We start from the raw sequence: 26,044 nt of genomic DNA, 5'->3' as shown, positions 1-26,044 counted from the left end.
TGAAATCGCCGATGTCGTGATGCGTGCCTATGCCATGCCGCTCACCAACCGTCCTTTCCGCCCGGCCCGTATCGCTTCTTCGATCCGACGCCCTGAGCTATCCTGCAATCTCCAGCAGGGCCGATACCAGCAAGTGGCGTTCGTCGGCGGACAGCACGTCGGAATCGAAGAGGTTCATGCTGCGCAGCCCTTCGATGGCCAGAAAGCAGACCAGCAGCGTCTTGAGGTCCGGCGTCTCGCTCTTCAGCCGCTGCAGCAGCTGCGACTTGAAGGCTTTTATCGGCGTCAGGAAATCCGGATCCTCGGCGATCGCCGAGAATATCCACGAAGCCGTCGGCTTCGGCTCCTCGCAATCATCCGCCGAGAGCCGGATATAGGTGGCGAGCAGGCTCTCGCCGCTGGCGCCGGCGACACGGCCCGATTCCAGCGCCAGCTCGAACGCGCGCAGGTAATTCTCCACCAGGCCCTGCATCAGTTTGGCCTTGGTCGGAAAGTTATATAACAGGCCGCCTTTCGACACGCCGGCGCGGCTGGCGACGGCGTCAAGCGACAGGCTGCCGGGACCGGCCTCGCGTGCGACATCGGCGGCGGCGGCGAGTATCTTGTCGCGCGAATTTGCCCTTTGGGTCTTCATCGATCCCTTCCCCCGCACCAGCCTAGGCGGAATTGACAAGACCGTCCAGACGGTACAGTAAGTCCGCCGTCATTTGTAATCGGGACCTGGCGTCGATAAGTGTCCCGCTATTCGGCTATTTTGCCGGACATCGGCCGAGGGGACAGTTCGTGAAGCGCTTCATCTCTATCACCGCAATTCTGCTTCTGCTCGCTCTGGTGTGCGTCGGCGTTGTCGGCTTCAACCTGTTCCGCGACAACGCTATCAAACAGTATTTCGCCACCATGAAGCCGCCGGCGACGACCGTATCGACGGTTGTCGTCAAGCCTTCCGACTGGACGCCGGGGGTCGAGGCGATCGGCACGGTACGCGCCGTGCGCGGTGTCGACCTTACCGTCGAGACCAGCGGCATCGTCAAGGACATCCTTTTCCATGCCAACCAGAAGGTGCCGGTCGATTCGGTCCTGCTGCAGCTCGACGATGCCGTCGAACGCGCGGATCTGGTCGCGGCCAAGGCGCAGTCCGTGTCCGACAAGACGGCGCTCGAACGCGCGCTGGAGCTGCAGCGGCGCGGCGTCGGAACGGATGCCACGCTCGACACCGCTCAAGCCGCTGCATCGGCCTCCGCCGCGCAGGTCAACAAGCTGCAGGCCGTGCTTGATCAGAAGCAGCTGACGGCGCCGTTCGCCGGCACCGTGGGCATCCCCAAGATCGACCTCGGCCAATATCTCTCGCCCGGCAACGCAGTGGTGACCTTGCAGGATCTGGACACCATGCGGGTCGATTTCTCGGTACCCGAACAGCAGCTGCCGCTGCTCAAGATAGGCCAGGCGGTGCGGCTCGGCCTCGGCGGCACCGGCGGCGGCGCCGACATGCCGTTTGCCGGCTCCATTCGCGGCATCGATCCCAAGATCGACGCTTCAAGCCGCCTGGTGTCCGTCCGCGGCGAGGTCGCCAACCCTGACGGCAAGCTGACGCCCGGCCAGTTCGTCCAGGTTCGCGTCGAGCTGCCGCAGGAGAAAAACATTCTGTCCTTGCCGCAGACGGCATTGACGTCGAGCCTCTATGGCGACTTCGTCTTCGTCGTCGTTCCGGCGAAGCCGGCGGAAGGCGCCCCAGCCGCGAAACCCGAGGAAAAGCCTGCTGCAGGGGCCGACGCGGCAAAGCCGGCGGCAGATGCAAAGCCGGCAGACGCGAAACCGGCTGCCGAAGACGCCGCGGCGAAGCCCGCGGACAAGCCGGCTGTCGACCCGGCGAAGCCCGCGGCAGAACCGGAAAAGCCGGCGCTCGTGCTGTCGCAGGTGTTCGTGAAGCCCGGCCGCCGCAACGACGGCATGGTCGAGATCGTCGAGGGCATCAAGGCTGGAGACGAGGTCGTCACCGCCGGCCAAAACCGTCTCTTCAACGGCATGTCCGTCGCTGTCGACAACACCATTGACCCCAGCAAGTCGGCGAACCAGCAGGCTCAGCAATGAACTTTTCCGACATCTTCATTCGCCGGCCGGTCCTCTCCACCGTCCTCGCCTGTATGATCCTGCTCCTGGGTTTCCAGGGCATCTTCAACCTGTCGATCCGGCAGTATCCCAAGGTTGACGAGACGGCGATCACCATCACCACCGCCTATCCCGGCGCCAGCGCCGACCTGATCCAGGGCTTCATCTCCGCCCCGATCGCGCGGGCCGTCGCCTCGACCGAGAACATCGACTACGTCACCTCGTCCAGCCGGCCGTCTTCGAGCACTGTGGTCGTCCAGATGAAGCTCGGCTCCAATCCGGATGTCGCGCTGACCGAGGTCCTGTCGAAAGTGCAGGGCGTACGCGGCACCTTGCCGGATGCATCTAAGGACCCGGTCATCGTCAAGGGCACCGGCCAAGAGTTCGCGATGATGTACATCTCGATGCAGAATCCGAACATGAGCAAGGAGCAACTCACCGAATATATCGAGCGCGTCGTGCGGCCCCGCATGTCGACGGTCGAAGGTGTCGCCGACGTGCAGATCTTCGGCGCCGAGGAATATTCGATGCGGGTCTGGATCGACCCGGTCAAGCTTGCTGCGCGTGGCGTCACCGCCGCCGAAGTGCTGGCGGCGATCAACAACTCCAACTTCCTGTCGGCGCCCGGCAACACCGAGAACGAATATGTCGTCTCCTCGATCACGGTTCGCTCGACGCTGCAGACGCCTGAGGCCTTTGCCGAGCTTCCGCTGCGCTCGACGGACGGCCAGGTGGTGCGCTTGCGCGACGTGGCGCGAGTCGAGCTTGCCGCCGAGAGCACCGACACGAGGGTGAGCTTCAATGGCAAGCCCGGCACCTTCCTCGCCATCTTCCCGACGCCGGCCGCCAACCCGCTGACAACGGCGGAGGCGATCCACAAGATCGTGCCTTTGATTCAAGAGACGCTGCCGAAAGGCATGACCATCGAAATCGTCTACGATTCCACCGAACAGATCAGCGCCTCGATCGATGAAGTGTTCAAGACCATCGCCGAAGCCGTCGCCATCGTCGTCGTGGTCATCCTGTTGTTCCTCGGCTCATTCCGCTCGGTGATGATGCCGATCGTGACCATCCCGCTGTCGCTGGTCGGCGTCTGCTTCCTTTTGTTTGCGGTCGGCTATTCGATCAACCTTCTGTCGCTGCTGGCCATGGTGCTGGCCATCGGCCTTGTCGTCGACGACGCTATCGTGGTGGTGGAGAACATCCATCGCCACATGGAGGAGGACCACATGTCGCCGATGCAGGCGGCCTTCAACGGCATGCGCGAGATTTTCTCCGCCATCGTGGCCATGACCATCACGCTCGCCGCCGTGTTCGCGCCGCTGGCCTTCACCGGCGGCCTGACCGGTGCGCTGTTCCGCGAGTTCGCGGTGACGCTCGCCGGTTCGGTGGTGCTGTCCGGCCTCATAGCCGTCACCATCACGCCGATGATGGCGGCGCGTCTGCTCAAGGCGGGATCGCACAGTCGCTTCCAGCGCGTCGTCGACGGAACCTTCAGCCGTGTCGAGCATGTCTATGAGCGGGCGGTCACCGCCTCCTTGAGAAATCGACCGGTGACGCTGCTGATGGTCGTGGCGCTGGTTGCGCTCACCGGCTTCATGTTCACCAAGACCTCGAGCGAACTGGCGCCGGAAGAGGACCAGGGCTTCCTCTTGTCTATCGTGACGGCACCGCGCTACGCGACCTCGGACTACACCGAGACCTACGTCAACCAGATCCTCGGCCTGGTGAAGGACATTCCCGAAACCAGGGCGCAATTCTCCGCCGTTGCCTTTGGCGGCGCCACCAACGGCGCCTTTGTCGGCTTCGCCTTCAAGGATTGGGCCGAGCGCCAGCGCAACTCAAAGGAGCTTCAAGCCGATATCCAGGGACGCCTCGGCAAGGTGGCCGGCGTCGAGGCCTTCGTCTTCGCGCCGCCGACGCTGCCGGGCTCCGGCGGCGGCCTGCCGATCTCCATGGTGGTGCGCTCGACCGGTGGTTCCGCCGAGGTCTACGAGGCGGCCGAGCAGATTAAGAACAAGGCGCAGGCCTCCGGCCGCTTCATCGTCGTGCAAAACTCGATGTCCTTTGACGCTCCGCAGGTGACGGTGACCATCGACCGCGACCGCGCGGCGGCTCTCAACCTGCCGATCGCCGACATCGGCCAGACGCTGACGCTGCTGGTCGGCGGCGCCGAAGTGGCTCAGTTCGACCGCGACTCCAACAGCTACGACATCATCCCGCAGGTGCCGAAGGAATTCCGCGACAATCCCGAGAAGCTCGGCGAATATTTCGTGCGTAGCGTGACCGGCGAAATGGTGCCGCTTTCAGCGGTGGTGAAGATTTCGACCAACGCCGCGCCGGCCGCGATCGAGCAGTTCAACCAGCTGAACTCGGCGACGATATCAGCGCTGCCGCTTCCCGGCGTCACCACGGGCGACGGGCTGCAGACCCTGGAGAACCTTGCCAAGGAGAGCCTGCCCGATACCTTCTTCATCGATTATTCCGGCCAGTCCCGGCAGGAGAAGGAGCAGGGCAACACGATCCTTATCGCGTTCGCAGCCGCCGTAATCGTCATCTATCTGGTGCTGGCGGCGCAGTTCGAAAGCTTCCGCGACCCGCTGATCATCATGATGGCGGTGCCACTGTCGATCTTTGGCGCCATCGTGCCGCTCAATCTGGGGCTTGGAACGCTCAATATCTACACGCAGGTCGGCCTGATCACACTGATAGGTCTGATCACCAAGCACGGCATTCTTCTGGTCGAGTTCGCCAACCAGCAGCGCGAGTTGCATGGCATGAGGCGGCGCGATGCGATCGTCGCCTCGGCCAAGGTGCGCTTGCGGCCGATCCTGATGACGACAGCGGCGATGGCGCTCGGCGTCGTGCCGCTGATCGTGTCCAGTGGTGCTGGTGCGGCGGCGCGCTATTCGATGGGCCTCGTGATCTTCACCGGCATCCTGGTCGGAACCATGTTCACCCTGTTCGTGGTGCCGATGTTCTACACCTTCATCGCCAGCAAGGACCTGCCGCACCACGCCGAAAAGCCAGACCCGAAGCTGATGCCGGTGCACGCGGACTGAGCTGCGAACGGCGTTAGCGAACAAACGAAAAGAGGCCGGAAATTTCCGGCCTCTTTTTTGACTGGATTGATTTACCGCGAAGCTCTGATGGAGCTTCAGGCGGGAACTTGCGGTGCGGCATGACCTGGCCGGCTGCGCTGCACCATCGCTCCAAACGCAGTCTGCTACTTGACGATGACGATGCTGGTGTTGGTCGGGCCGAAGGTTTCGACCAACTGGTAGAAGTCGGCGGCATTGTCGGGATGCAGCCGCACGCAGCCATGCGACGCCGGCCGTCCCAGCCGCTTGATGGCGTTGGTCGCATGCACGGCGTAGCCGCCGCTGAAGAAGACCGAATGCGGCATCGGCGCGTTGTCGTATTTCTTCGAATGCCACATCTCGTGCATGCGGGTCGGCTTGAACGAGCCGGTCGGCGTGACATGCGCACTGTCGCCGGTCGAGACCTTCCAGGCGAAAGTCGGCCGGCCATCGACCAGCACTTCCATGGTCTGCTGCGACAGCGAAACACGCGCCACGATCTGGTTTGCCGCGGCATGGGCGGTGCTGTTGGCGGTGCCAAGCAGAAGCGCGGCGCCGCCGGCTGCGGCGGTGACGTTGATGAGTTTGGCGGAAATGGCTTTGTACATGATGGCTCCTCTTTGCCGGTCCTGCCGGCGTCAATTCGGTGGCCGCCTTATCCCCGCGCCATGTTTCAGACTGACTTCGCTGAGGCTCGTTTGTGTTTCGAATCTGTTTCCTCTGGTTAACAAGCAAGGTGGACAAGGGAAGCGTGCTCCGCCTTCGCTGCGCACTCCCGATCACGCACCGCGCCCCCAAACGAAAGTGCTGATGTCCTTATATGAAAGAAGATTGGCTTCGCTCGAAACCGACTTGCAACAAAGCGCGGCCTGGGCGGCATGATCTGGTTACAGGCTCGCGGCACAGTCATCCCAACGAGAACAGCCGGCGCCAACGAAAATGAGCATCAAATCGACCACCCTGTCCTGGCTCTTCAGGATAAGCATCGCCGCATTTGTCGTCGGCGGCATCGGCACAGTAGCCGGCACCCCGATGACGAAACTGGCGGTGATGAATTCGGGTGAGATTTCGACGCTGCATGCCGCGCTGTTCATAGCCTTGGTCTGGATTGTCTCCAGTCTGCGCATCAACCGTCTCAGGGCCCTCTGGCGGGTCGGCCTCGGGTTGAAGTGGATGCGCGGCCCCTCCGGCAACTTGCTGCCGAGAGGACCGAAGGCCCGCGTCGCAACGGGGGGCTCCGTGGGCGACGCGGGCACTTCGGGTTTATCCTGAAGCACCCGCGGTTCTGATTTTTGGGGACAACCGATGAAGACGAAATCTGCAGCCTCCGTGCTTTCGGTACTGCTCTATGCACAAGGCCTGCTCGGCTTTGCCGGTCTCGCCACGGTTCTCCTGAAGGACCGCGCGCATGCCGCCAGCGAAATCGTAGTCGCCAGCGAATTGCCGTCGGGACCATCGCTTCTGGTGGTGCGCTGACGCCTATGCATGGCGCCCGAGATTGCGCAGCTTTTTTGGGCGAGCCGAGGAACAATCCAGCCTCCCGACCCTCAGTCGGCGCGCTGCGTCGGCGGGTCGAACCGGTAGCCTGCGCCGCGTATAGTTGTGATGGTTTCGGTGTCGAGCTTGCGGCGCAGCCGCACGATGCGCGAATCGATCGAGCGGTCGAAGGCATCGGCATTTTCGGCGGGCGCCGCCGCAATGATGTCGTCGCGCGTCAGCACCTTGCGCGGGCTGGCCAGAAACAGCCTGAGCAGCGCCACCTGGCCCGGCGACAGCTGTTCTTCCGTACCCGAACGGTGCATGACGATGGCCGACCGCAAATCGACGGTGGCATTTTCCAGCACGATCAGTTCCTGGGCGGACCTGCCGCGCCGCGTCAGCAGGCCGCCGATGCGCGCGGCAAGCTCCCTGACATTGAGCGGACTTTCGACGACATCTGCGGCGCCAAGCTCGAGCGCCAGCACCTTGTCGACCAGATCGGCCGGCCGGCAGATCAGGATGAAATCCGGCCCCGCCTTCCCGTCCGCGCTCTGGCCGCCGCCGTAACGCCTGAGCAGGTCCCGCCCCTCCGCCTGGCTGAGGCTGTCGCCGACGATGACGATATCGATGCCTCCGGCCGAAAGCAGGGATTCAGCTTCCCAGGGCTGCCGCGCCTCGCGCACGTCATGGCCGCGCCGGTCGAGATGATCGGCAAGATCGCCGGCCACCACATCGGCGACGGAAACCAGCGCGATGACGGATCGTGCAGCCATGTTTTTCTTCCCGTTCCCCCGCAACCGGATATGAGTGCTGGACATCATGTTTATACCCAATCTACTTTCCGCTGAAAGCGGGAGCGAGGCCATAGTGCGGGCACGGATTGTCATCGTCGAGGACGAGCCCGATCTCCGGGACGCGGTCGCCGAGTATCTCGGCGCCAACGGCTACGATGTGACCCAGGCCGGAAGCGCGGCCGAGGCGCGCGCCTTGCTGGAGACGGAATCGTTTCATTTGGCCATTCTCGACATCGCCATGCCGGGCGAGGACGGACTGTCGCTCGGCCGCTGGCTGCGCTCGAAAATACCGGTCGGCATCATCTATGCCACGGCCGCCGGCACCGCACTCGACCGCATTGTCGGGCTGGAGCTTGGCGCCGACGACTACATCGTCAAGCCCTACGAGTTGCGTGAGGTGCTGGCTCGTGTGCGCAGCGTGCTGCGCCGCGTGCCGCAGCCGAGCCCGCCCCAGGCGGCGAAGGCACAAGCCGATGGCGGCCGCCGCCTGACCTTCGGCCCGTTCCAGGCCGACCTCGACGGCAGGCTTGTCACCGGCGCCAACGGCGCCGTCATCGACATGGCCAAGAGCGAGTTCGATGTGCTGGAGGTTTTCCTGACCCGCGCCAACCGGCTGTTGACGCGATCGGCGATCTCCGAGGCGATTGGTTTTGTTGAGGATCCTGAATCGTCGCGCGCCGTCGACATTCGCATCATGCGGCTGCGCAAGAAGATCGAAACCGATCCGGCCAATCCGAAATTTTTGCGCACAGTGCGCGGCGAAGGCTATATCTTCTCGCTGCCGACCGGTGACGGGCACTAGAGCAATTACAGGAAAAGTGTACGCGGTTTCCGCCCGGAATTGTGTGAAAACAAAGAAATAGAGGCTTCTCCGTTTCCGTGAAACGGTGAAGCGCTTTAGCAATTCCAGGAACAGTGCGTAGCGATTTTCCGTTCGGGATTGCATTGAAAGATGGAGCGTTTCACCTTTTTCGTGAAATGCTCCATAGCTGCCTAATTCGACGGCCCTTTACTGATGGCTGACATGACCGCTGAACCAGCACCACGTATGGACCCGCAAGGCGCTCGCCAGAGCGCCGCGATGGCGGCTGTGCGCGTCGTCCGCCGGTTGCGCGATGCCGGCGACTGGCAGCGCGAGATGGAAACCATCCTCGAAACGCTCTGCAGCGCCATGAATTGCCAGCGCGGCATCCTGTTCAGGCTGCGCGAATTGCCCGGCCAGGGCTTCGCCCAATCGGTCGCCGCCTACTGGATCGATCCTCGCTTCGGCGGCGAACTGGCTTCGCCGACGGTGATCATGCAGTCGATCGTCGATACCGATCCGCTGCTGGAGCGGATTGGAGAGGACGAGCGGCAAGGCAAGATCTTCGCCGGCCATACGCGCGATCTCGACGGGTTCCTCAGGGCCGATTTCGAAAAGCAGCACATCAAGTCGTTCCTGTCGGTATCGGTGTTCGCGCACGGTCATCTGTGGGGCACGTTCGCGGTCAATGACTGCCTAAACGAGCGCGAATGGACCGAAGAGGAAGAGGCGACGATGCACATCATCGCGCTCGCCATCGGCGACGCCATCGAGCACTCGCCGTCCGACGCCCATGCCAGCGAAGTCATCCGCCGCACCATGCTGCAGGCGTCGCTCGACGCCATCATCGTCATCGACGAGACCGGCTCGATCATCGAATTCAATCCGGCCGCCGAAAAGATGTTCGGCTATCAGCGCAGCGACATCCTCGGCAAGGACCTGCTCGATACCGTGGTGCCGGAATATTACCGCAAGGGCTATGTCTCGGGCGCCGAATACATGTCTGGCCGCGGCGCGCCGATGGTTGGCCAGCGGCTTGAGACCGTGACACAGAATGCGGCCGGCGAGGTGTTTCCCATCGAATTGACGGCGACCGAGATGCGGGTGGCCGACCGTCAGCTCATCTTCGGTTCGATCCGCGACCTGCGCGATAAGCTGCGCGCCGAAGAAGAGATCAACCGCCAGCGCGAAAAACTGCACCAGAACGAGAAGATGGCGGCAATGGGTTCGTTGCTGGCCGGTGTTTCGCACGAGCTCAACAACCCGCTCGCCGTGGTCGTTGCTCAGTCGACGCTGCTGCATGAATTCGCCACCGACCCGCAGACCAAGGTTCGCGCCGAGAAAGTGCGCGCCGCTGCCGAGCGCTGCGGCCGCATCGTCAAAAGCTTCCTGTCGATGGTGCGCCTGCATCCGGCGGCGCAGGCCGAGACCGATCTCAACCAGGTGATCCGCGCCGCACTCGAAGTGACCGCCTATGGCGCACGCTCGAGCGGCATCATCATCGACACCGATTTCGCGCCCGGCCCGCTGCTGGCGATGGCCGATGCCGACCACGTCACGCAGGTGGCCGCCAATTTCCTGATCAACAGCCAACACGCTCTGGCCGGTATCGGCGGCGACCGCCTGATCAAGGTGCGGACATTCCGCAGCGATCGCGGCAACCCCGGGTTTTCGGTCGAGGACAACGGACCGGGCATTCCCGAGGCGATCCGCAGCCGCATCTTCGAATCCTATTTCACCACCAAGCCGGTCGGCGTCGGCACCGGCATCGGCCTGTCGATCTCGAAATCGATCGTCGAGCGCCACAACGGCAATATCTGGTTCGAGGAGGTGCCGCCGCGCGGCGCGCGCTTCGTCGTCCAGCTGCCGGTAATCACCGGCGGCGCGGCAGCAGCCGGCGACAGCCCGGCTCGTTCCAGCGGCTTGCGCCATGCGCTGATCATCGACGACGAACCCGACGTCGCCGGCTCCCTCTCCGACATCCTGGAACTGATGGGTATCAAGTCGCGGGTTGTGCCGGCCTGGACGTCGGCGGCGGCGACCTTGACCGGCCACATGCCGCCAGACATCGTCTTTTCCGACTTGCGCATGCCCGGCACCAGCGGCATTGCCATCTACCGCGAATTGCTCGCCGACAACCTGGCGCTCGCCAAACGCTTCGTGCTGGTCACCGGCGACCTGATCGGCGCCAAGGCCGAGATCGAAGCCTTGCCGGCGCCGCAGCGCCCGCAAATCCTGGAAAAGCCGTTCTCGACGCTGGACGTCCGCGGCGTACTCTCGGCAATAGCCGACCAGGTCGCCGCCGCCGGCTAAGTTTTCCGAAGCACCCACGTAGGGGTCTATCGAGATTCGGGTCAGAGCGGAGCGTACTTGAAGTACGCGAGCACCGGAAGCGCAGGGAACCTCCATGCGCAGGCCGGCCTCACCCGAATGTCGATAGGCCCTAAAAAAGAGGCTCCCGACCGAGGGAAGCGGCGGGAGCCAAGAACGAGCGCGGGAGGAAGCGCTCGGGAGGTTCAGAAAACGTTGGGTGTCGTGGTCAGCGGCGCTGCGTTGGCGATCATGCGGACGGCACGCGCCTTGTGCACGCCGGACTGGGCGGCGATGACGCGCAGGCACTCCGCGCTCTCGGCGCCCCAGGCTTGGCCCTGGCAGGCAAAATCGATTTCCGGCTCCGGCAGCCGGGCGGTCTTGATGGTGGTCGGCGCGCCCTGGACGACATTGGCCGGCGGGTTGAGCGAAGCGAAGGCCGGACCGGAAGCCGGTGTCAGGAACATGACGGCCAGAGCGCAGGCGCCCAGCATGGAGAACATCGCAACCGGATGGTCGCTGGCGCGCTGACGCAGTGCCGGTTTGGCGCGTCGTTCGTTGCTAGTGATCTCGACTTTCGTATGCATTGCTGCTCCCCTTCGTTTTCTTATGAAACGAACCTAAGCGCGCCTGGTAACGGGCGAATGATGCGCTTGGCTTGCCCGCGTAACAGGTTTGAAACAAGAAATTCGGGCATATCCGGACAGATCCGGTCATGTGCCGACGGCAAGATGCGTTTGCGAAGCTGTTTCATGCGGGCAATCAAATGTTGACGACAGGCGGGCCGCGAACGCACCAAGCCCGCTTCCTGTCGGCCGCACTATGAACAAGCTCACACTGCGGATCGAATTTGCGGACGCCAGGTATTTTCGTCTCGGAGCGGGCCGTGTTTGCAAGCTCGGCACGGCCAAATCCGCATGCCGGACAACTATTTCACGCCCCCCGGTTAACGCCCGGATATTCCGGGATTTTCTGGCTTTCAGCTGGTCCTGTTGTGCCGACTTGAAAAGTTGAGATTTCTACAAACCATTGCATTTCAATGTAAAATATGGTTTTATTGAATGAGTATTCAATAAAAGAAGAGCTTTTTTATGAACCCGCATCTCCGTGACGTGGCGATCCCCAATGATTGGGACCGGCGGGGTCTGCCGGGCTGGAGTTATCACTCCGACGCGCTTCTCGAACTTGAGAAGGAATACGTCTTCCGCAACCATTGGCAGATCGCCGGCCATGTCTGCGACGTGCCGAATGCCGGCGACTATCTGACTATGGACGTGGTCGGCGAGCGGGCGCTCATCGTGCGCGGCAAGGACGGCGTCGTGCGCGCCTTCAACAACATGTGCCGGCATCGCGGCAGCCGCGTCGTCGCCGACAGCCAGGGCACCTGCAAGAACGCGCTGGTCTGCCCGTTCCATGGCTGGGTCTACAATCTCGACGGCACGCTGCGCGGCGCCGCCCGGCCGCGCTCCTTCCCCGAGCTCGACAAGACCGAATTCGGCCTGATGCCGCTCGACCTTGAGATATGGATGGGCTTCATCTTTGTCCGCTTTCGCAAGGGCGGCCCGCAGCCTTCGGTGGCCGAACTGTTGAAGCCGATCGAGGCCGAGATGGCACACTACAACGTGGCCGAGATGGTGCCGTCCTGGGGCATCTGGACACAGAAGACGCCGGTCAACTGGAAGTCGGTGCGCGACGTCGACAATGAAGGCTACCACGTCGCCATGGCGCATCCGGCGCTGCAGGATCTCTACGGCTCGACCTATTTCGACGAGCCGTTCATCAACGGCGTGTCGCGCTCCTTCGCCACCTACAGTCCGCATGCCGGCCGGCGCTGGAGCGTGCGCGAATACATCAAGCTCACGCCCGATGCCTCACACCTGCCGGAGCATCTGCGCAGGGCCTGGATCTATTACGGCATCTTCCCCAACAACGCGCTGTCGATCATGCCGGAATCGGTGCAGTTCTATCAGGAGTTCCCGCTGTCGACCGGCGAGACGCTGCTGCGCGGCGCCATCTACCGCTACCCCGACGAGACCCGGGAACAGGCGGCCGCCCGCTATCTCGCCTACCGCATCGACCGGGACACCATGAACGAGGACGTGCAGCTTTCCGTGTGGTCGAACGAGTCCATGATCTCGGAGGCCTTCGAGGGTTTTTATCTCTCCGACCTCGAATACGGTGTGCGCACCCACCACGACCATCTGCGTAAGCAGATCCCGGTGCTGGGCCTGGAGACGGCGCCGGAGGAGAAGGACATGTGGAACCTCAATGAGGCTATGCGCTCGCAGGTGTAGGGGCGGAACTGCCAGTCACCCCTGCCACACGCCCTCTTTGCGCAGATCATCCATGGTCCGCGAAATGCCTTCGCGCAGGATCGCCACCATGTCGTCGATCTGCTCTCGCGTGATGATCAGCGGCGGCGACATCACGCACATGTTGATCAGCGGCCGGACCAGGAGGCCGAGTTCGTGGCAATGCGCGTCGATGCGCTTGCCGACATCCTTGTCGAGCTGCAGCGGATCCTTGCTTTCGCGGTCGGCTACGCACTCGACGCAGCCCATCAGGCCCATGCCGCGGACTTCGCCAACCAGCGGCAGCTCCTCCAGCGTCTTCAACTGCGCCTGGAAATAGGGCGCGACATCGCGCGTGTGGGCAAGCACGCTGTCTTCCAGGATATCGAGGTTCTTCAGCGCCACCGCGCAGCCGATGGGATGACTGGTATAGGTCAGGCCATGGCCGAACATCGCATCGGGATGGTTGGAACGGCGCATTTCCTGAAGCAGCCGCTCCGAGATGATGACGCCGCCAAGCGGGAAATAGCCTGATGTAACGCCCTTGGCGAAGGTGATCATGTCGGGGTCGATGCCGAAGCCATCGCCGGAGGCAAAGACATGGCCGAGCCGCCCGAAGCCGGTCACCACCTCATCGGAGATATAGAGGATATCGTTGTCCCTGCAGATTTCGCGAATGCGCTTGAGATAGCCATCCGGCGGCACGACGACGCCGCCGGATGCCTGCACCGGTTCGCCGACGAAAGCACCGATCTTCTCTGCGCCGACGCGGGCGACCGCATCGCGAAACTGATCGACCAGGAAATCGCAGAAGGCGGCGATGTCAATGCCTTTCGGCCGCCGGAACGGGTCTGGCGAGGACAGTTTGACGACCAGATCGTCGGCGCCGTCCATCCAGTCGCGGTCGCGCGGCCGGCCGTTGAGCGAGGCCGACAGATAGGTCGAGCCGTGATAGGCGCCGCCGCGGCTGAGGATCAGCTTCTTTTCCGGCCGCCCGCGCACATTGTTGTAGAACTGCATGAAGCGCAGTGCCGTCTCGACAGCCGACGATCCGCCGGTGGTGAAGAAGGTATGGCTGAGATCGCCCGGCGCATGATCGGCGAGGCGCTTGGCGAGCTCGGCCGACGGCGCATTCATCGTATACCAGGGCGTGTTGTAGGACAGCATCATCGCCTGGTCGTACATCACCCTGGCCAGCTCCTCGCGGCGGTGGCCGACATTGATGCACCACATGCCGGCCGGCCCGTCGATCAGTCGCTTGCCTGTTACATCGGTGAGGTAGATGCCATCGCCCTCGCCGATCAGCGCACGCGCTTCATTGCCGACCGAGCCGGCATAAGGCCAGGGCTGGATGAGATGGCGCTTGGCCAGCTCGACCGCATCGCCACCGTCAGCCATTTCCATCGCTCTTAGGTCTCTTGCAGCCGCCATCATTGCCTCGCATCGTCTGAGCGTAATTTCACCGGACAGAAAGCGAAGCGCCAAGGGCAGGAAAGCCGGCTTTCTTCACTTCATTTTGAATGTCCGTTCAATCAATATTACAGAAATAGCGCTTGATTTCAATGCACGGATGCGCTCATGATGAAAGAAAGCCGGCAAGCTTGAGCGCAACCAGCAAAGCGCGCTCCGCAAAAATTGGGAACAGGCAGCCGGCCCGGTCGATGGGAGCATCATGGCGGAACAGTTCGAGCCAGCAACCGAGATCACGCCCGGGTCGCTGCAATGACGGTAGCTGCCGAAGGGGTGTCCACGCGGCGCATGACGCGAGCAAGGCGAAACGCCCTTCTGCAGTCCGAGTCCGTCCAGGGCCTTGCCCTGATCAGCCCGACCTTGGTCTACGCTTTGATCCTGCTGCTGGTGCCGATCCTGGTGGTCTTCGCCCACTCCTTCTGGACGCAGAACTACCTCACCATCGACCATACATTCACGCTGGAGAATTATCGCATCGCGCTGACCGAGCCGATCTACCGCGATCTGCTCTGGCGCTCGCTCTACATTTCGCTGACGGTGAGCTTTTTCACCGTCATCCTCGCCTATCCGATCGCCTATTTCATCTCGTTCCATGGCGGTCGCCACAAGAGCCTGTGGCTGTTCCTGATCACCATCCCGTTCTGGACCAGCTATCTCCTGCGCGTGATGTCATGGAAAGTCATCCTCGGCTATAATGGCGTGCTGAATTCCGGCCTGATGGGCCTCGGCATCATCGACGAACCATCGACCGCGCTACTCTACAATTCCAGCGCCGTCATCATCACGCTCACACACGCCTGGGCGGCCTTTGCCATCCTGCCGATCTTCGTTTCGCTCGAGAAGGTCGACCGCACCTTGGTCGAGGCTGCCACCGATCTTGGCGACGGCCCGCTGCGCTCCTTCCTGCGCGTGACGCTGCCGCTGTCGGCGCCGGGCGTCATCTCGGCCGCTCTCATCGTCATGATCCCCACCGTCGGCGACTACGTCACCGCAAGGCTGGTCGGCGGCAAGGATGGCGTGATGATCGCCAATGCCATCGAGTCGCAGTTTCACAAGGCCTCCAACTGGCCACTCGGCGCGGCACTGTCCGTGACCACCATGCTGGTCGTGACGCTGATGGCGGGCGCCACCGTGCTCATCATCCGCGCGCTGCAGAGGCTGGCGCGATGACGGCGAGGCGGCGCCTTTTCCCCGGCGGCTGGCTGTCCGCCTACGCCCTCCTCTACGTCGTCTTTCTCTATCTGCCGGTGATCTTCCTGCCGATCTTCTCGATCAACACCGCGCCGACGCCAAAATTTCCTCTCACCGGCTATACGCTGAAATGGTACCAAGACCTGCCGAAGACGCCGGCGCTGCTTGACGCCGCCTGGAACAGCCTGATCGTCGGTATCTCGGCATCGGTGCTGTCGACGCTGCTCGGCATCCTCGCCGCCCGCTCGATCACCCGCTACCGCTATCCCGGCCGCCGCACAATCAATGGCCTGATCATGGCGCCGCTGGTGCTGCCGGAAATCATCCTCGCCATCTCCATGCTGCTGGTCATGCTGCAGTTAGGCCTGAGCCTGTCGCTGTTCACCGTCGTGCTCGGCCATGTCCTGATCTGCATTCCCTATTCGATGACGGTGCTGACCGCCGGTTTCGAGGGCTTCGACCGCAGCCTCGAAGAAGCCTCCGCCGATCTCGGCGAGAGTGCCTTCGGCACCTTCCGGCGGGTGACGCTGCCGATGGTGGCGCCGGCGATCATTTCCAGCCTCCTGGTCTGCTTCACCATCTCGCTCGACGAGTTCGTCATCGCTTTCTTCCTGACCGGCACCGAGACGACGCTGCCGATCTATATCTGGGGCCAGTTGCGCTTTGCCGCCAAGCTGCCGGGTGTGTTGGCGCTGGGCACGCTGCTGCTGGTTGCCTCTTTCGTTTTGATGACCGTTGCCGAGATCCTGCGCCGTCATGCGGCCAGACGCACCCAGAGCGAGGGAGGCCTCTATGCCTGAGCAGTCCCGGGCCGAACGGCCTCAGGATGAGCCATCCAAGCAAGATAAGTCCGAGCGGGCCCAATCTGATCGACCCCAAACCGACCGAGCAATGATCGAAATCCGCAGCGTTACCCGCAGCTATGGGGCGTTCAAGGCGCTCGACGACGCCTCGCTGACCATCAAGGAGGGCGAGTTCTTTTCGCTGCTCGGCCCTTCCGGCTGCGGCAAGACCACGCTGCTGCGCATGATTGCCGGTTTCGACAACCCGACCAGCGGCTCGATCTCGGTCGGCGGCCAGTCGATGGAAGGCATCCCGGCCAACCGCCGGCCGACCAACATGGTATTCCAGAGTTATGCCATCTTCCCGCATCTCAATGTGGAGCAGAATGTCGCCTATGGGCTGAAACGGCTCAGGCTGGGAGGAACGGAAGAAAAGCGCCGCGTCGAGGAAGGGCTGGCGCAGGTGTCGCTCACCGGCCTCGGCAAACGCCTCGCCACCGAGCTTTCCGGCGGCCAGCGCCAGCGCGTGGCGCTCGCCCGCGCCTTGGTGATGCGGCCCAAGGTGCTGCTGCTCGACGAGCCGCTGTCGGCTCTCGACAAGAAATTGCGCGAGCAGATGCAGGTCGAACTGCGCCGCCTGCAGCAGGCGGTCGGCATCACCTTCGTGCTGGTCACCCATGACCAGTATGAGGCGCTCGCTATGTCCGACCGCATCGCCGTAATGTTCGGCGGCAAGATCGCCCAGGTCGCCTCGCCCAAGGAAATCTACCAGCGGCCGGTCAACCGCCAGGTCGCCGATTTCCTCGGCGGCATGAATTTCGTAAAAGCGCAGATCATAGAGGAGAATGCCGCCTCGCTGGTCGTCGACACGCTGGGCTTCGGCCGGGTCAGGACCGACAAGCCGAAGGCCTTCGTGCGCAATGGCGGCGGCGCCATGCTGGGCATCAGGCCGGAGCGATTGCGCGTGCTGTGGGACAACGCGACGGCGAAATTCGAAGTGGCCGGCAAGGTGGTCGAACGCCACTATTTTGGCGAGATCACCCATCTCATCGTCGAGATACCCGGATTGGAAAAGCCACTGTCGGTCACCGAGACCAACGACTTCGGCGCCGACGATATCCCCGTCGGCACTTCGATCCGCCTCGGCTACGATCCGGAGGCCTTGGTGGCGATGGCGGACTGAGCATGATCCCGAAAAGTGGAAACCGGTTTTCGGAATAAGATCATGCTCCACTAAGAATTTTAAGTTCCGTCGCGATCTGTTTGGCTGCGATCCGCCCCATCACGATGGCGCCTTCGACATAACCCGGGAATGACGGCGACAGTTCCGACGATGCGAAATGAACAGGATCTGCGCCGGCACGGATCGTGCGCTCGGCATCCCTTGCCGTCACATCGACAATAAGGTCGCTGTAGGCGCCGCCGCTCCAGCGGTCATCGATCCAGTCGCGCTGGCTGAAATCGATAATATCGGCCGCCTCCGGGCCAAGGGCATCAACGAGCCTTGCCGTGACCTCCGCACGCAGCGCCGCGTCCGCGAGCGGACGCCAACGCAACGCCAGTGGTCCGCCGACGAAGACGACCAGCGCGGCATGTTGCGCATCCTTGCTGGCGTCACAGGCGAACAGGCCCGGCAGGTCGCGCCACATCACCATGCCGCACAGGTCGCGCTCGCGCCAGAACGGCGTGGGATAGCGCACCAGGATCTTGATCACCGCACCGCTTTCCCAGACGCCGAGCGCCTTTGCGAGAGCCGGCGGCAGAGCGGGCGCGAAATCCAGCTTCGCGGCCGTCGCCGGCGGCAGCGCGACCAGCACTTTTCGCGCTTCGATGGAGTTGCTCGCCGAGACGGCACGAACCCGTTGCGGCCCGTGCTCGATGCGCGTAACCGGTTCGTTCAGCCAAACCCTGTCGCCGAGATCTCCCGCCATGTCGTCGGCCAGCGACTGCATGGTTTCGAGCAGCGAATACTGCAGCTCCGGCACCTCGTTGGTGATGCGGCGGTCATTGTCGATGAGGTACCACAGCGGCACCATGTGCATCGCCAAGCACCACAGGCCTTCGATCATCGAGCGGAAAGCCGTCTTGGCGTCAGTGGGATCATGCTGGCGTTCGAGCCAGGCGGCAGCGCTCATGCCGGCGATCGAGGGATCGTCCGGCTCGATCGCATTCATCCGCTCGCGGATTGCCATCGCGCCATGATAGGTCCGTTCGGCCTCTTCGACCGACAGCGATGGATGGGTGATGAAATCGCCATTCACATAGGTTTCGACGAAGGCCTTGCCACGGGACGCGGCCAGCGCCGTCACCTCCGGCATGTCTTCGCAGAAAAACTGGCCGCCGCTGTCGATGCGCTCGCCAAGCCCGTTGCGAATAGCCTCGACCCTGCCGCCGACGCGGTCGCGTGCCTCGAGCAGCACGACATTGATGCCGGCCTTTCTCAGCTCAAGCGCAGCCGACAGGCCGGTGAAACCGGCGCCGACGATGACGACATCGGTTCTTTCAGTCCTGTCGCTCAATAGCCGGCCTTGATCTTCTCGAATTCCGTGACCATGCGCTGCTTGAGCTCAGGCGGCACCGGCTGCTGGAACAGCGTCTTGTCCAAGAACTTGTCGAGATTGTCGAAGCCACGGTCGCTCAGCACCTGATGGTCGATCGCGGCCATCCCGGCGCTGTTGCCGTGGCCGTAGCCGAAGGTCTTGACCAAGTAATCGGACACGGCATGCGCGTTGACCGCACTGAGGAAATCATAGGCCTGATCGAGCTTGCCCGGCGCGTCCTTCATCAGCACATAGCCGCACACCCAGGTGGATATGCCTTCCCTGGTGTCGCGGTTCATGGCGATCGGCATGCCTTGGCCCTTGAGCGTCACGAAGGTCTCATTCCAGCCCCAGACGAGGTCGACCTCATTGCCGGTAAAGGCCTGGTTGAGGTCGGTGTCGTCGGTCCAGTAAAAGCGGATGTTCTTGTGGACGTCACGCAGGAAGGCGGACGCCTCCTGGAACTGCGCGTCGGTCATCTTGGTCCAGTCCTTGAGGCCGATGACCAGGCTGGCCAGCGCATAGGCGTCATCGACATTGTCGCCGATGGTGACGCGGCCCTTGAATTTGGGATCGGCGAAAATCTTCAGCGACTGCGCTTCCTCCGCCGTGACCTTGTCGGTGCGGTAGAGCAGCGAAGTGTTGCCCCAGTCGAACGGCATGAACCAGGCCTTGCCGTCGGCGGTGACGGCGAGATCCTTCATCGCCATGATGCCGGGATTGAGATCCTTCCAGCCGGCGATCCGGGAGGTGTCGAGCGGTTGCAGAATGCCGGCCGCGCGCCACTTGGTCACGCTTTGCGAGCAGGGGTGGGCGATGTCGGCCTTGAAGCCGGCGCGCATCTTCTGGAACGCTTCCTCCTCGTCGCCGAAGAAAGCAAAGGTCGGCTCGGCGCCGTATTTGGCGGTGTAGTCGGGGTGCAGCAACGGATCTTCATAGCCTGACCAGTCGAACACGACGAGGTCGCCGCCGCCTTCGGCATAAGCAAGCACGGCGCCGGCGCCGACTGTAAGAGCAGCGGCAAGGGCGAGGCGGCGAAGCATGGAATTCATGGCGCGAAACTCCTCATCGCGAAAAGCGGCCGGGCGACGTTACGGAATTTCAGCGGCCTTGGCGAGACCGTCTGCCCGGCGCACTGACAGGCAGACGGAGGAGGCCGGACAGAGCTTTAGTAGCCTGCCTTGATCTTCTCGAATTCGGCGATCATCTTGAGCTTGAGCGACGACGGCACGGGCGATTGGAACAGGGTCTTGTCGACGAATTTCTGCACGTCGTCATAGCCCTTTTCTTTCAGGATCGCCGGGTCGACGCCGGCCATGCCCTTGGCGTTGGCCTGGCCATAACCCCAGTCCTTGACCAGCACCTTGGCGGTCTCGGGATCGTTGATCGCGTTGAGGTAGTCATAGGCCTTGTCGACATTGCCGGGTGCGTCCTTGAACAGCACGTAGCCGCAGACCCAGGTCGAGATGCCTTCGTCCGTATCCTTCTTGGACTTGATCGGCACACCGGCAGCGACGGATTGTACCGTGGCATCGTTCCATGCCCAGGCGAGATCGACCTCGCCGCCGCTCAGCAACTGCACGACGTCGGTGGTATCGGTCCAGTAGGAGCGGACATTTTTGTGCACCTGACGCAGGAAGTCGGAAGCCTGCTTGAACTGGTTGTCCGTCATCTTGGTCCAGTCCTTAAGCCCGATGGCAAGGCTGGCCAGCGCATAGGCGTCGTCGACATTGTCGCCGATTGAGACCCGCCCCTTGAACTTGGGATCGGCGAAGGCCTTCAGCGACTGCACATCCTTCGCGTCGATCTTGTCGGAGTTGTAGGTGAGCCGGGTGTTGCCCCAGTCCCACGGCATGAACCAGGCCTTGCCGTCCGAAGTGGTGGCCAAATCCTTCATCGCCATGATGCCGGGATTGAGATCCTTCCAGCCGGTGATCTTCGAGGTGTCGAGCGGCTGCAGCAGCCCCGCCTCACGCCACTTTGTCACGCTCTGCGAGCAGGGATGGCCAAGATCGGCCTTGAAACCGGAGCGCACTTTCTCGAAGGCTTCGTCCTCGTCGCCGAAGAAGGCGAAGGTCGGCGAGTCGCCGTTCTTCTCGACATATTTGGGGTGGAAGCTCGGGTCCTCATAGCCGGACCAGTCGAACACGATCAGGTCCTTGTCGGCGGCGACCGCAATCGCCGCGGCCGAACCAGCCAGCGTCGCCGTCAGCGCCAATGTCAGTGTCAGGCGTCGGGTTATTCTTTTCATGCTGTTCCATCCTCTTTGTCATTGCATTGCCGACTCGACTGGCCGGCTTCTGGTTATCCGTAGTGCTTGGGAAAGGCGGCTGCGAGGAACGCGTTGGCCGCTTGCAGCGCGGTTTCGCGCGTGGTGTCTTCGGTTCCCATCATCAACCGCAGCCACAGGCCTTCCAACATGGCTGACAGCGCCAGCGCCATCACCTGCGGCTCATAGGCATAGCCGCCGCTCTGCTTGAGCGTCGCGCAGAGGTCGATGAAGACCTGCTGGTAATATGCGTCGCGGGAACTGCTCAGCGCCTGATAGACCGGCCGCGACTTGGCCTCGCCCCAGAAAGCGAGCCAAGCGGCGAGCTTGCGCTTGTTGCAGATCGAGCGGTCGAAGTCGGCCCAAACCAGAATCTGCAATTGGCGGGCTGGGTCATCACCGGCTTTCCGCAGGGCAGCACGCCAATGTGCCGAATACTCGTCATACATATACTGCAGGGTGGCGATCAGCAGCTTCTCTTTGCTCTCGAAATGAAAGTTGACGATGCCGCGCGACAGGCCGGCGCCATCGGCGACATCGGCCATCGTCGTCTCCGCGTAGCCGCGCTTGGCCAGCGAATCGATGGTCGCTTCGATCAGCTGCTGTTGCCTGACCTCCTTCGACGCCTTGCGGCCGCGTTTTTCCGGTTCGGTTTCTCCAGACGTGTCGGAGGATCGCTCTTCGCGCGCAGCTTTCATCGGTGCCGTCATGCTCCACATTGCCGGCTATCCCACGACAGCCGGCTTCCACCCGCGAAGATGAGTGGGACGGTGCTCGCCACTGTCAAGCACCTTCTTCATGGCCTCCCAGGTCTTGATGTTCTTGTCGATATAGGCCGCTCCGACCGCGGCTGCCGCCGTCTCGTAGAGCGGGCCTTTCAGCCTTTCCAGCTCGCCGCGCGCGACCTTGCGATACCAAGAATTGCGGTCCTTCACAGTGACATCGGCAAAGCCGGCGCTGCGCATCGCTTGCGCATAGCGTGCCGGCGAGGCCATGGCGAAGGACAGGCCTTCGGCCGCGACATAGGCCTTCATCTCAGATGACGGCTCGCCGTCATGGCCGATCAGCCAGTCGGAGGCGGCAAAGACGCCGCCCGGTTTCAGCACGCGGAAGATTTCGGCAAACAGCGCGTCCTTGTCGGGCACATGCAAAAGCGCGTCCTTGGAGAACACAACATCGAAGGCGCCATCGGTGAAAGGCAGCGCTCCGGGCGGCGCCTGGACGAAGCTGGCGCGGTCTGAAAGCCCTCGTACAGCAGCCCGCTTTCTGGCCGCCTCGATCACCGGCCGCTCGATGTCGAAGCCGGTGGCATGAGCGGCACCGTGGCGCTCGACCAGATGCAGCGCGATGCCGCCGGAGCCGCAGCCGATGTCGAGGATCGTCTTGCCCCTGAGCGACAGCCCTCGACCACCCGGTCGACCTCGTCTGGTCCGCCCGGCGACAGATAACCCTCGCCCCACAGCGCCTCGAGGAAGCGGATCGCGGCGTCGTCATATTCCGGCTCGCCATCTGCCGTTTCGATCATCAGACCTTAAGTCCCATCAGCCGAATTGCGCAGGTTCGAATGCCGGCAAAGCGTAGCGTATTAACAGGAAAACGCAATATCATTTGTTGAACATTCATTCAGAACGGCTGGACAGAATAGCCGCTGCCGTGCCAAATTCCGCGCATTCGGCGACAAATCACGCGAAAAATGAAGGGTCGAGCACCATGAAGGCTGGGCGCGAATGAAAGCTTGGGATGCGATCGTCATCGGCGGCGGACACAACGGCCTGGTCAACGCCAGCTATTTGCAACGCGCCGGGCTCGACGTGCTGGTGGTGGAAAAGAACGACTGGGTCGGCGGCGCCGCCACCAGCCGCGAGCTGACGCCGGGCTTCCTCTACTCCAACTGCTCCTATGTCTGCTCGCTGTTTCGCCCCGAGATCATGCGCGACCTCGAACTGCCGCGTTTCGGCTTGCAGGTTATTTCCTATGAAGGCGGCGCCGTGTTCACCCGCGACGGCGACTACCTCGCCAACTACCGTGACCACGATGCGCACCGGCGCGAATTCGCCCGCTTCTCCAGGCGCGACGCGGAGGCCTATGACCGCTATTCGCGCGACGTGACGCGGCAGTGCCGTTTCATCCAGCCGCTGCTGATGCGCACCGCACCGGACCCGGCCAGTCTCAAGCCGCGCGACCTCGGAGAGCTTCTCTATCTCGGCAAGAAATTCGTCGGCCTGTCATCAGAAGAAATGGCGCTGACGCTGCGCTTCTGGACCATGTCGATCTCGGAATTCCTCGACGAATATTTTGAGACCGATGTCATCAAGGCGAACTTCGCTTTGTCCGGCATTATCGGTACCGCGCTCGGGCCGATGTCGCCCGGCACAGCCTACGTGCTGCTGCACCATTATATGGGTGAGGTCGACGGCTCGGTCGGCGCCTGGGGCTATGCGCGCGGCGGCATGGGCGCCGTCACCAAGGCGCTCGCCGCTTCATTCAAGGCGTCCGGCGGCGCTATCCGCACCGGCGCCGAGGTCGACCATGTGCTGGTGAGCCGAGGCAAGGCCAAGGGCGTGGTGCTGGCCGGCGGCGAGGAGGTCTACGGCAAGCTCGTCGTCTCCAACGCCGACGTCAAACGCACATTCCTGAAACTGGTCGAGGAGAAGGAACTGCCCGACATTTTCCTGCGGCGGGTCAGGAACTTCAAGATCCGCGGCTCCTCCGGCAAGGTCAACATCGCGCTGGATTCTCTGCCGGAATTCCCGGCACTGCCGAAGGATTCACCCGTTTATCGCGGCGACATGCATTTCACCGATTCCATGGAGCGCATGGAGCGCGCCTATGACGACTGGAAGGCCGGTCGCTGGTCGGCCGACCCATTCCTCGACATGGTCATCCCAACGACGCTCGACCCGACCATGGCGCCGCCGGGCAAGCATTTCATGAGCTGCTTCGTGCAGTACGCACCGCCCAAGGTCAAGGGCCAGGACTGGACCGATGCCGACCGCGACGGTTTCGCCGAAAGCGTAGTTGCGCAGATCGCCGAATACTCGCCAGGCTTCCGCGACCGCATCGTCCATATGGAGGTGCGCACGCCGCGCGAGATCGAAGCCGAGGTCGGCCTCACCGAAGGCAACATTTTCCAGGGCGAGCTGACCTTCGACCAGCTGCTGTTCAACCGCCCGGTGCCGGGCTACGCACAATACCGCTCGCCGGTCGGCGGGCTCTATATGTGCGGCTCCTCGACACATCCCGGCGGCGGCGTCATGGGCGCACCCGGCCGCAATGCGGCAGCCGAGATCCTGCGCGACCTCGCCAAATCGACCTCCCATATGAGCCCGGCCCATGACGTCATTTGATGCCATCATCATAGGCGGCGGCCATAACGGCCTTGTCGCTGCCGCCACTCTGGCGAAAGCCGGCCGCAAGGTGCTGGTGCTGGAAGCGGCCGGCGATGTCGGCGGCGCGGCGCGCACCGAAGAGTTTGCGCCAGGTTTTCGGGTCTCCTCGATCGCGCATGTGCTGAACCGCCTGCACCCCGACGTGGTGAAGATATTGGAGCTGGAGAAACACGGGCTGCAGGTCACCCGCGCAGACTTCATTCCGTCGGTCGCCTTGGCGAGGGACGGCCCGCCGCTTGTCCTGCATGGCGCCTATGGCGAAGTGCTGACCGGCTCCACTCCGTCCGAGCAGTCCGCCTGGAAGGAATTGCGCGCGCAACTCATGCGCTATGCCGGCATCCTGAAACCGTTCCTGTCGCGGCGCCCGCCCGATCTCGGTGGCATGTCCCTGCTTGAAACCGCAGCGCTCGGCCAGACGGCCGTGGCGCTGAAAAAGCTCGGCAAGGAAGACATGCGCGATTTCCTGCGGGTGCTCCTGTTGAACGTCGCCGACCTGCTCGACGAACAGCTTGCCGATCTCAGGCTGAAGGGCCTGCTTGCCTTCGACGCCACGCTTGGCAGCCACCTCGGCCCGCGTTCGCCGACCTCGCTGCTTGGCCTCTATTACCGGCTGGCCGGCGAGACTGACGGTGCGGCCGGGGCACAGATGCTGCCGAAAGGTGGTATGGGTGCGGTCGTTGCCGCCATTCGCGCGGCGGCGGAGAAAGCCGGCGTCACCATCCGCACGGCAGCGCCCGTGGCCAGAATAGTCGTCGAGAAAGGGCGCGCCCTCGGCGTGACCCTCGACGGCGGCGAGGTGCTGCACGCCAGAACGATCGTCTCCGCCATCAACCCGGCGACGACCATGCTCGATCTCGTCGGCCCGCGCGAGCTCGACACGGGTTTCGTGCGCAAGGTAAAGAACATCCGCATGAGGGGCGACGCGGCGAAGCTCCATCTGGCGCTCGAACGGCAACCGCAATTTTCCGGCGTCGGCGCCGATAATCACAAGGGCCGTCTGGTCATCGCGCCCTCGCCCGACCATGTCGAGCGCGCCTTCAACCCGTCAAAATATGGCGAGTTCTCAGCCGAACCGGTGATGGAGATCACACTGCCCTCGCTCTCCGACCCGTCGCTCGCGCCAAGCGGCGCCTGCGTGCTGTCGGCGATCGTGCAATACGCGCCTTATGCGCTGAAAGAGGGCTGGGACGCTGGCAAGCCGAAATTCCTCAGCGCTGTCATGGCGCAGCTCGAAGCCTACGCCCCCGGTATCAGCAAGTCCGTGCTGCATGCCGAGCTTTTGACGCCAGCCGATATCGAAGCCAACTACCGCATGCCGGGCGGCCATTGGCACCACGGCGAATTGCAGGCCGACCAGATGTTGATGTCGCGGCCGGTCTCCGGCTGGTCGGGCTACGACACGCCGATCGAGGGGCTGTTCCTGGCCGGCGCCGGTTCGCATCCAGGCGGCGGCGTTTCGGGTGCTCCCGGTTTTAATGCGGCGCGGCGCATCATAGCGACGAAGGGATGACCGGATGTTTCAGCCAGTCAACGCCGCACTC

23 protein-coding genes are annotated in these 26,044 nt (G+C 62.9%); 12 read left to right on the top strand and 11 right to left on the bottom strand.

Features of this window, described 5'->3' with window-relative positions; all coding sequences use genetic code 11:
- Positions 1-97: 97 nt before the first annotated feature.
- The gene (locus tag NKI37_RS09225) at positions 98-634 is read right to left on the bottom strand and encodes a TetR/AcrR family transcriptional regulator (RefSeq protein ID WP_023683943.1); all 537 of its coding nucleotides are present in this window, start codon (positions 632-634) and stop codon (positions 98-100) included.
- A gap of 149 nt (positions 635-783) precedes the next feature.
- On the opposite strand from NKI37_RS09225, the gene NKI37_RS09220 reads away from it, so the two are divergent.
- Both NKI37_RS09220 and NKI37_RS09215 read left to right on the top strand, forming a co-directional pair.
- On the top strand, positions 784-2,088 hold the full coding sequence (locus NKI37_RS09220) for an efflux RND transporter periplasmic adaptor subunit (protein WP_023683944.1): 1,305 nt from the start codon (positions 784-786) through the stop codon (positions 2,086-2,088).
- Positions 2,085-5,168 carry an efflux RND transporter permease subunit gene (locus tag NKI37_RS09215; protein ID WP_023696405.1) on the top strand — a complete coding sequence of 1,028 codons (3,084 nt, stop codon included), beginning with the start codon at positions 2,085-2,087 and terminating at the stop codon, positions 5,166-5,168. The genes NKI37_RS09220 and NKI37_RS09215 overlap by 4 nt, the downstream gene beginning before the upstream one ends.
- A 164-nt stretch (positions 5,169-5,332) precedes the next feature.
- On the opposite strand, the gene NKI37_RS09210 is transcribed toward NKI37_RS09215, so the two are convergent.
- Positions 5,333-5,794: a L,D-transpeptidase gene (locus NKI37_RS09210; RefSeq protein ID WP_023683946.1), complete on the bottom strand. Its 462-nt coding sequence runs from the start codon at positions 5,792-5,794 to the stop codon at positions 5,333-5,335.
- Between the two features lie 331 nt (positions 5,795-6,125).
- Between NKI37_RS09210 and NKI37_RS09205 the strand changes: the two genes are divergently transcribed.
- The gene (locus tag NKI37_RS09205) at positions 6,126-6,458 is read left to right on the top strand and encodes a hypothetical protein (protein WP_023670061.1); all 333 of its coding nucleotides are present in this window, start codon (positions 6,126-6,128) and stop codon (positions 6,456-6,458) included.
- A 33-nt stretch (positions 6,459-6,491) separates the two neighbouring features.
- The gene (locus tag NKI37_RS09200) at positions 6,492-6,662 is read left to right on the top strand and encodes a hypothetical protein (RefSeq protein WP_023670062.1); all 171 of its coding nucleotides are present in this window, start codon (positions 6,492-6,494) and stop codon (positions 6,660-6,662) included.
- 71 nt (positions 6,663-6,733) lie between these two features.
- On the opposite strand, the gene NKI37_RS09195 is transcribed toward NKI37_RS09200, so the two are convergent.
- Positions 6,734-7,438 (bottom strand): response regulator transcription factor, encoded by a 705-nt coding sequence (locus tag NKI37_RS09195; protein ID WP_023670063.1) that lies wholly within the window; start codon positions 7,436-7,438, stop codon positions 6,734-6,736.
- Positions 7,439-7,484: 46 nt separating this feature from the next.
- Between NKI37_RS09195 and NKI37_RS09190 the strand changes: the two genes are divergently transcribed.
- Both NKI37_RS09190 and NKI37_RS09185 read left to right on the top strand, forming a co-directional pair.
- Positions 7,485-8,261, top strand: coding sequence for a response regulator (locus NKI37_RS09190; protein WP_198018604.1), 777 nt, complete (start codon positions 7,485-7,487; stop codon positions 8,259-8,261).
- A 222-nt stretch (positions 8,262-8,483) separates the two neighbouring features.
- Complete coding sequence (locus tag NKI37_RS09185) at positions 8,484-10,574, top strand: hybrid sensor histidine kinase/response regulator (protein ID WP_023751677.1); 2,091 nt, start codon at positions 8,484-8,486, stop codon at positions 10,572-10,574.
- 203 nt (positions 10,575-10,777) lie between these two features.
- Here the strand turns inward: NKI37_RS09185 and NKI37_RS09180 are convergent, their stop codons facing one another.
- Positions 10,778-11,158 (bottom strand): hypothetical protein, encoded by a 381-nt coding sequence (locus NKI37_RS09180; protein WP_023751676.1) that lies wholly within the window; start codon positions 11,156-11,158, stop codon positions 10,778-10,780.
- Between the two features lie 504 nt (positions 11,159-11,662).
- Between NKI37_RS09180 and NKI37_RS09175 the strand changes: the two genes are divergently transcribed.
- The gene (locus tag NKI37_RS09175; protein ID WP_023751675.1) at positions 11,663-12,865 is read left to right on the top strand and encodes an aromatic ring-hydroxylating oxygenase subunit alpha; all 1,203 of its coding nucleotides are present in this window, start codon (positions 11,663-11,665) and stop codon (positions 12,863-12,865) included.
- A 15-nt stretch (positions 12,866-12,880) separates the two neighbouring features.
- Here NKI37_RS09175 and NKI37_RS09170 read toward each other — a convergent pair whose 3' ends face one another.
- Positions 12,881-14,293 (bottom strand): aminotransferase, encoded by a 1,413-nt coding sequence (locus NKI37_RS09170; RefSeq protein WP_352498128.1) that lies wholly within the window; start codon positions 14,291-14,293, stop codon positions 12,881-12,883.
- Positions 14,294-14,584: 291 nt separating this feature from the next.
- On the opposite strand from NKI37_RS09170, the gene NKI37_RS09165 reads away from it, so the two are divergent.
- From NKI37_RS09165 to NKI37_RS09155, 3 genes are all read left to right on the top strand, one after another.
- Positions 14,585-15,502 carry an ABC transporter permease gene (locus NKI37_RS09165; RefSeq protein WP_352790899.1) on the top strand — a complete coding sequence of 306 codons (918 nt, stop codon included), beginning with the start codon at positions 14,585-14,587 and terminating at the stop codon, positions 15,500-15,502.
- Positions 15,499-16,323, top strand: coding sequence for an ABC transporter permease (locus NKI37_RS09160; protein WP_023690125.1), 825 nt, complete (start codon positions 15,499-15,501; stop codon positions 16,321-16,323). The genes NKI37_RS09165 and NKI37_RS09160 overlap by 4 nt, the downstream gene beginning before the upstream one ends.
- Positions 16,324-16,414: 91 nt before the next feature.
- The gene (locus NKI37_RS09155) at positions 16,415-17,488 is read left to right on the top strand and encodes an ABC transporter ATP-binding protein (protein WP_023748366.1); all 1,074 of its coding nucleotides are present in this window, start codon (positions 16,415-16,417) and stop codon (positions 17,486-17,488) included.
- A 40-nt stretch (positions 17,489-17,528) separates the two neighbouring features.
- On the opposite strand, the gene NKI37_RS09150 is transcribed toward NKI37_RS09155, so the two are convergent.
- From NKI37_RS09150 to NKI37_RS09125, 6 genes are all read right to left on the bottom strand, one after another.
- On the bottom strand, positions 17,529-18,824 hold the full coding sequence (locus tag NKI37_RS09150) for a flavin monoamine oxidase family protein (protein ID WP_352790901.1): 1,296 nt from the start codon (positions 18,822-18,824) through the stop codon (positions 17,529-17,531).
- Positions 18,821-19,897 carry an extracellular solute-binding protein gene (locus NKI37_RS09145; RefSeq protein WP_023670074.1) on the bottom strand — a complete coding sequence of 359 codons (1,077 nt, stop codon included), beginning with the start codon at positions 19,895-19,897 and terminating at the stop codon, positions 18,821-18,823. The genes NKI37_RS09150 and NKI37_RS09145 overlap by 4 nt, the downstream gene beginning before the upstream one ends.
- Positions 19,898-20,013: 116 nt before the next feature.
- Complete coding sequence (locus tag NKI37_RS09140; protein WP_352790903.1) at positions 20,014-21,096, bottom strand: ABC transporter substrate-binding protein; 1,083 nt, start codon at positions 21,094-21,096, stop codon at positions 20,014-20,016.
- 53 nt (positions 21,097-21,149) lie between these two features.
- Entirely contained in the window at positions 21,150-21,812 is a 663-nt protein-coding gene (gene betI, locus NKI37_RS09135) for a transcriptional regulator BetI (protein WP_023711681.1), read from the bottom strand.
- Positions 21,813-21,839: 27 nt separating this feature from the next.
- Positions 21,840-22,451, bottom strand: coding sequence for a class I SAM-dependent methyltransferase (locus NKI37_RS09130; RefSeq protein WP_352794422.1), 612 nt, complete (start codon positions 22,449-22,451; stop codon positions 21,840-21,842).
- The gene (locus NKI37_RS09125; protein WP_352790915.1) at positions 22,394-22,639 is read right to left on the bottom strand and encodes a hypothetical protein; all 246 of its coding nucleotides are present in this window, start codon (positions 22,637-22,639) and stop codon (positions 22,394-22,396) included. The genes NKI37_RS09130 and NKI37_RS09125 overlap by 58 nt, the downstream gene beginning before the upstream one ends.
- 202 nt (positions 22,640-22,841) lie before the next feature.
- Here NKI37_RS09125 and NKI37_RS09120 point away from each other — a divergent pair, with 202 nt between their 5' ends.
- Positions 22,842-24,461: a phytoene desaturase family protein gene (locus NKI37_RS09120; RefSeq protein ID WP_023690118.1), complete on the top strand. Its 1,620-nt coding sequence runs from the start codon at positions 22,842-22,844 to the stop codon at positions 24,459-24,461.
- On the top strand, positions 24,448-26,013 hold the full coding sequence (locus tag NKI37_RS09115) for a phytoene desaturase family protein (RefSeq protein WP_352790904.1): 1,566 nt from the start codon (positions 24,448-24,450) through the stop codon (positions 26,011-26,013). The genes NKI37_RS09120 and NKI37_RS09115 overlap by 14 nt, the downstream gene beginning before the upstream one ends.
- The last annotated feature ends 31 nt before the right edge of the window (positions 26,014-26,044 follow it).

This window comes from Mesorhizobium sp. M0626 (assembly GCF_040320665.1).
Taxonomy (GTDB): Bacteria; Pseudomonadota; Alphaproteobacteria; order Rhizobiales; family Rhizobiaceae; genus Mesorhizobium.
Note: the sequence above shows the minus strand (reverse complement) of the source record. Positions and strands in the feature narration are given on the sequence as shown.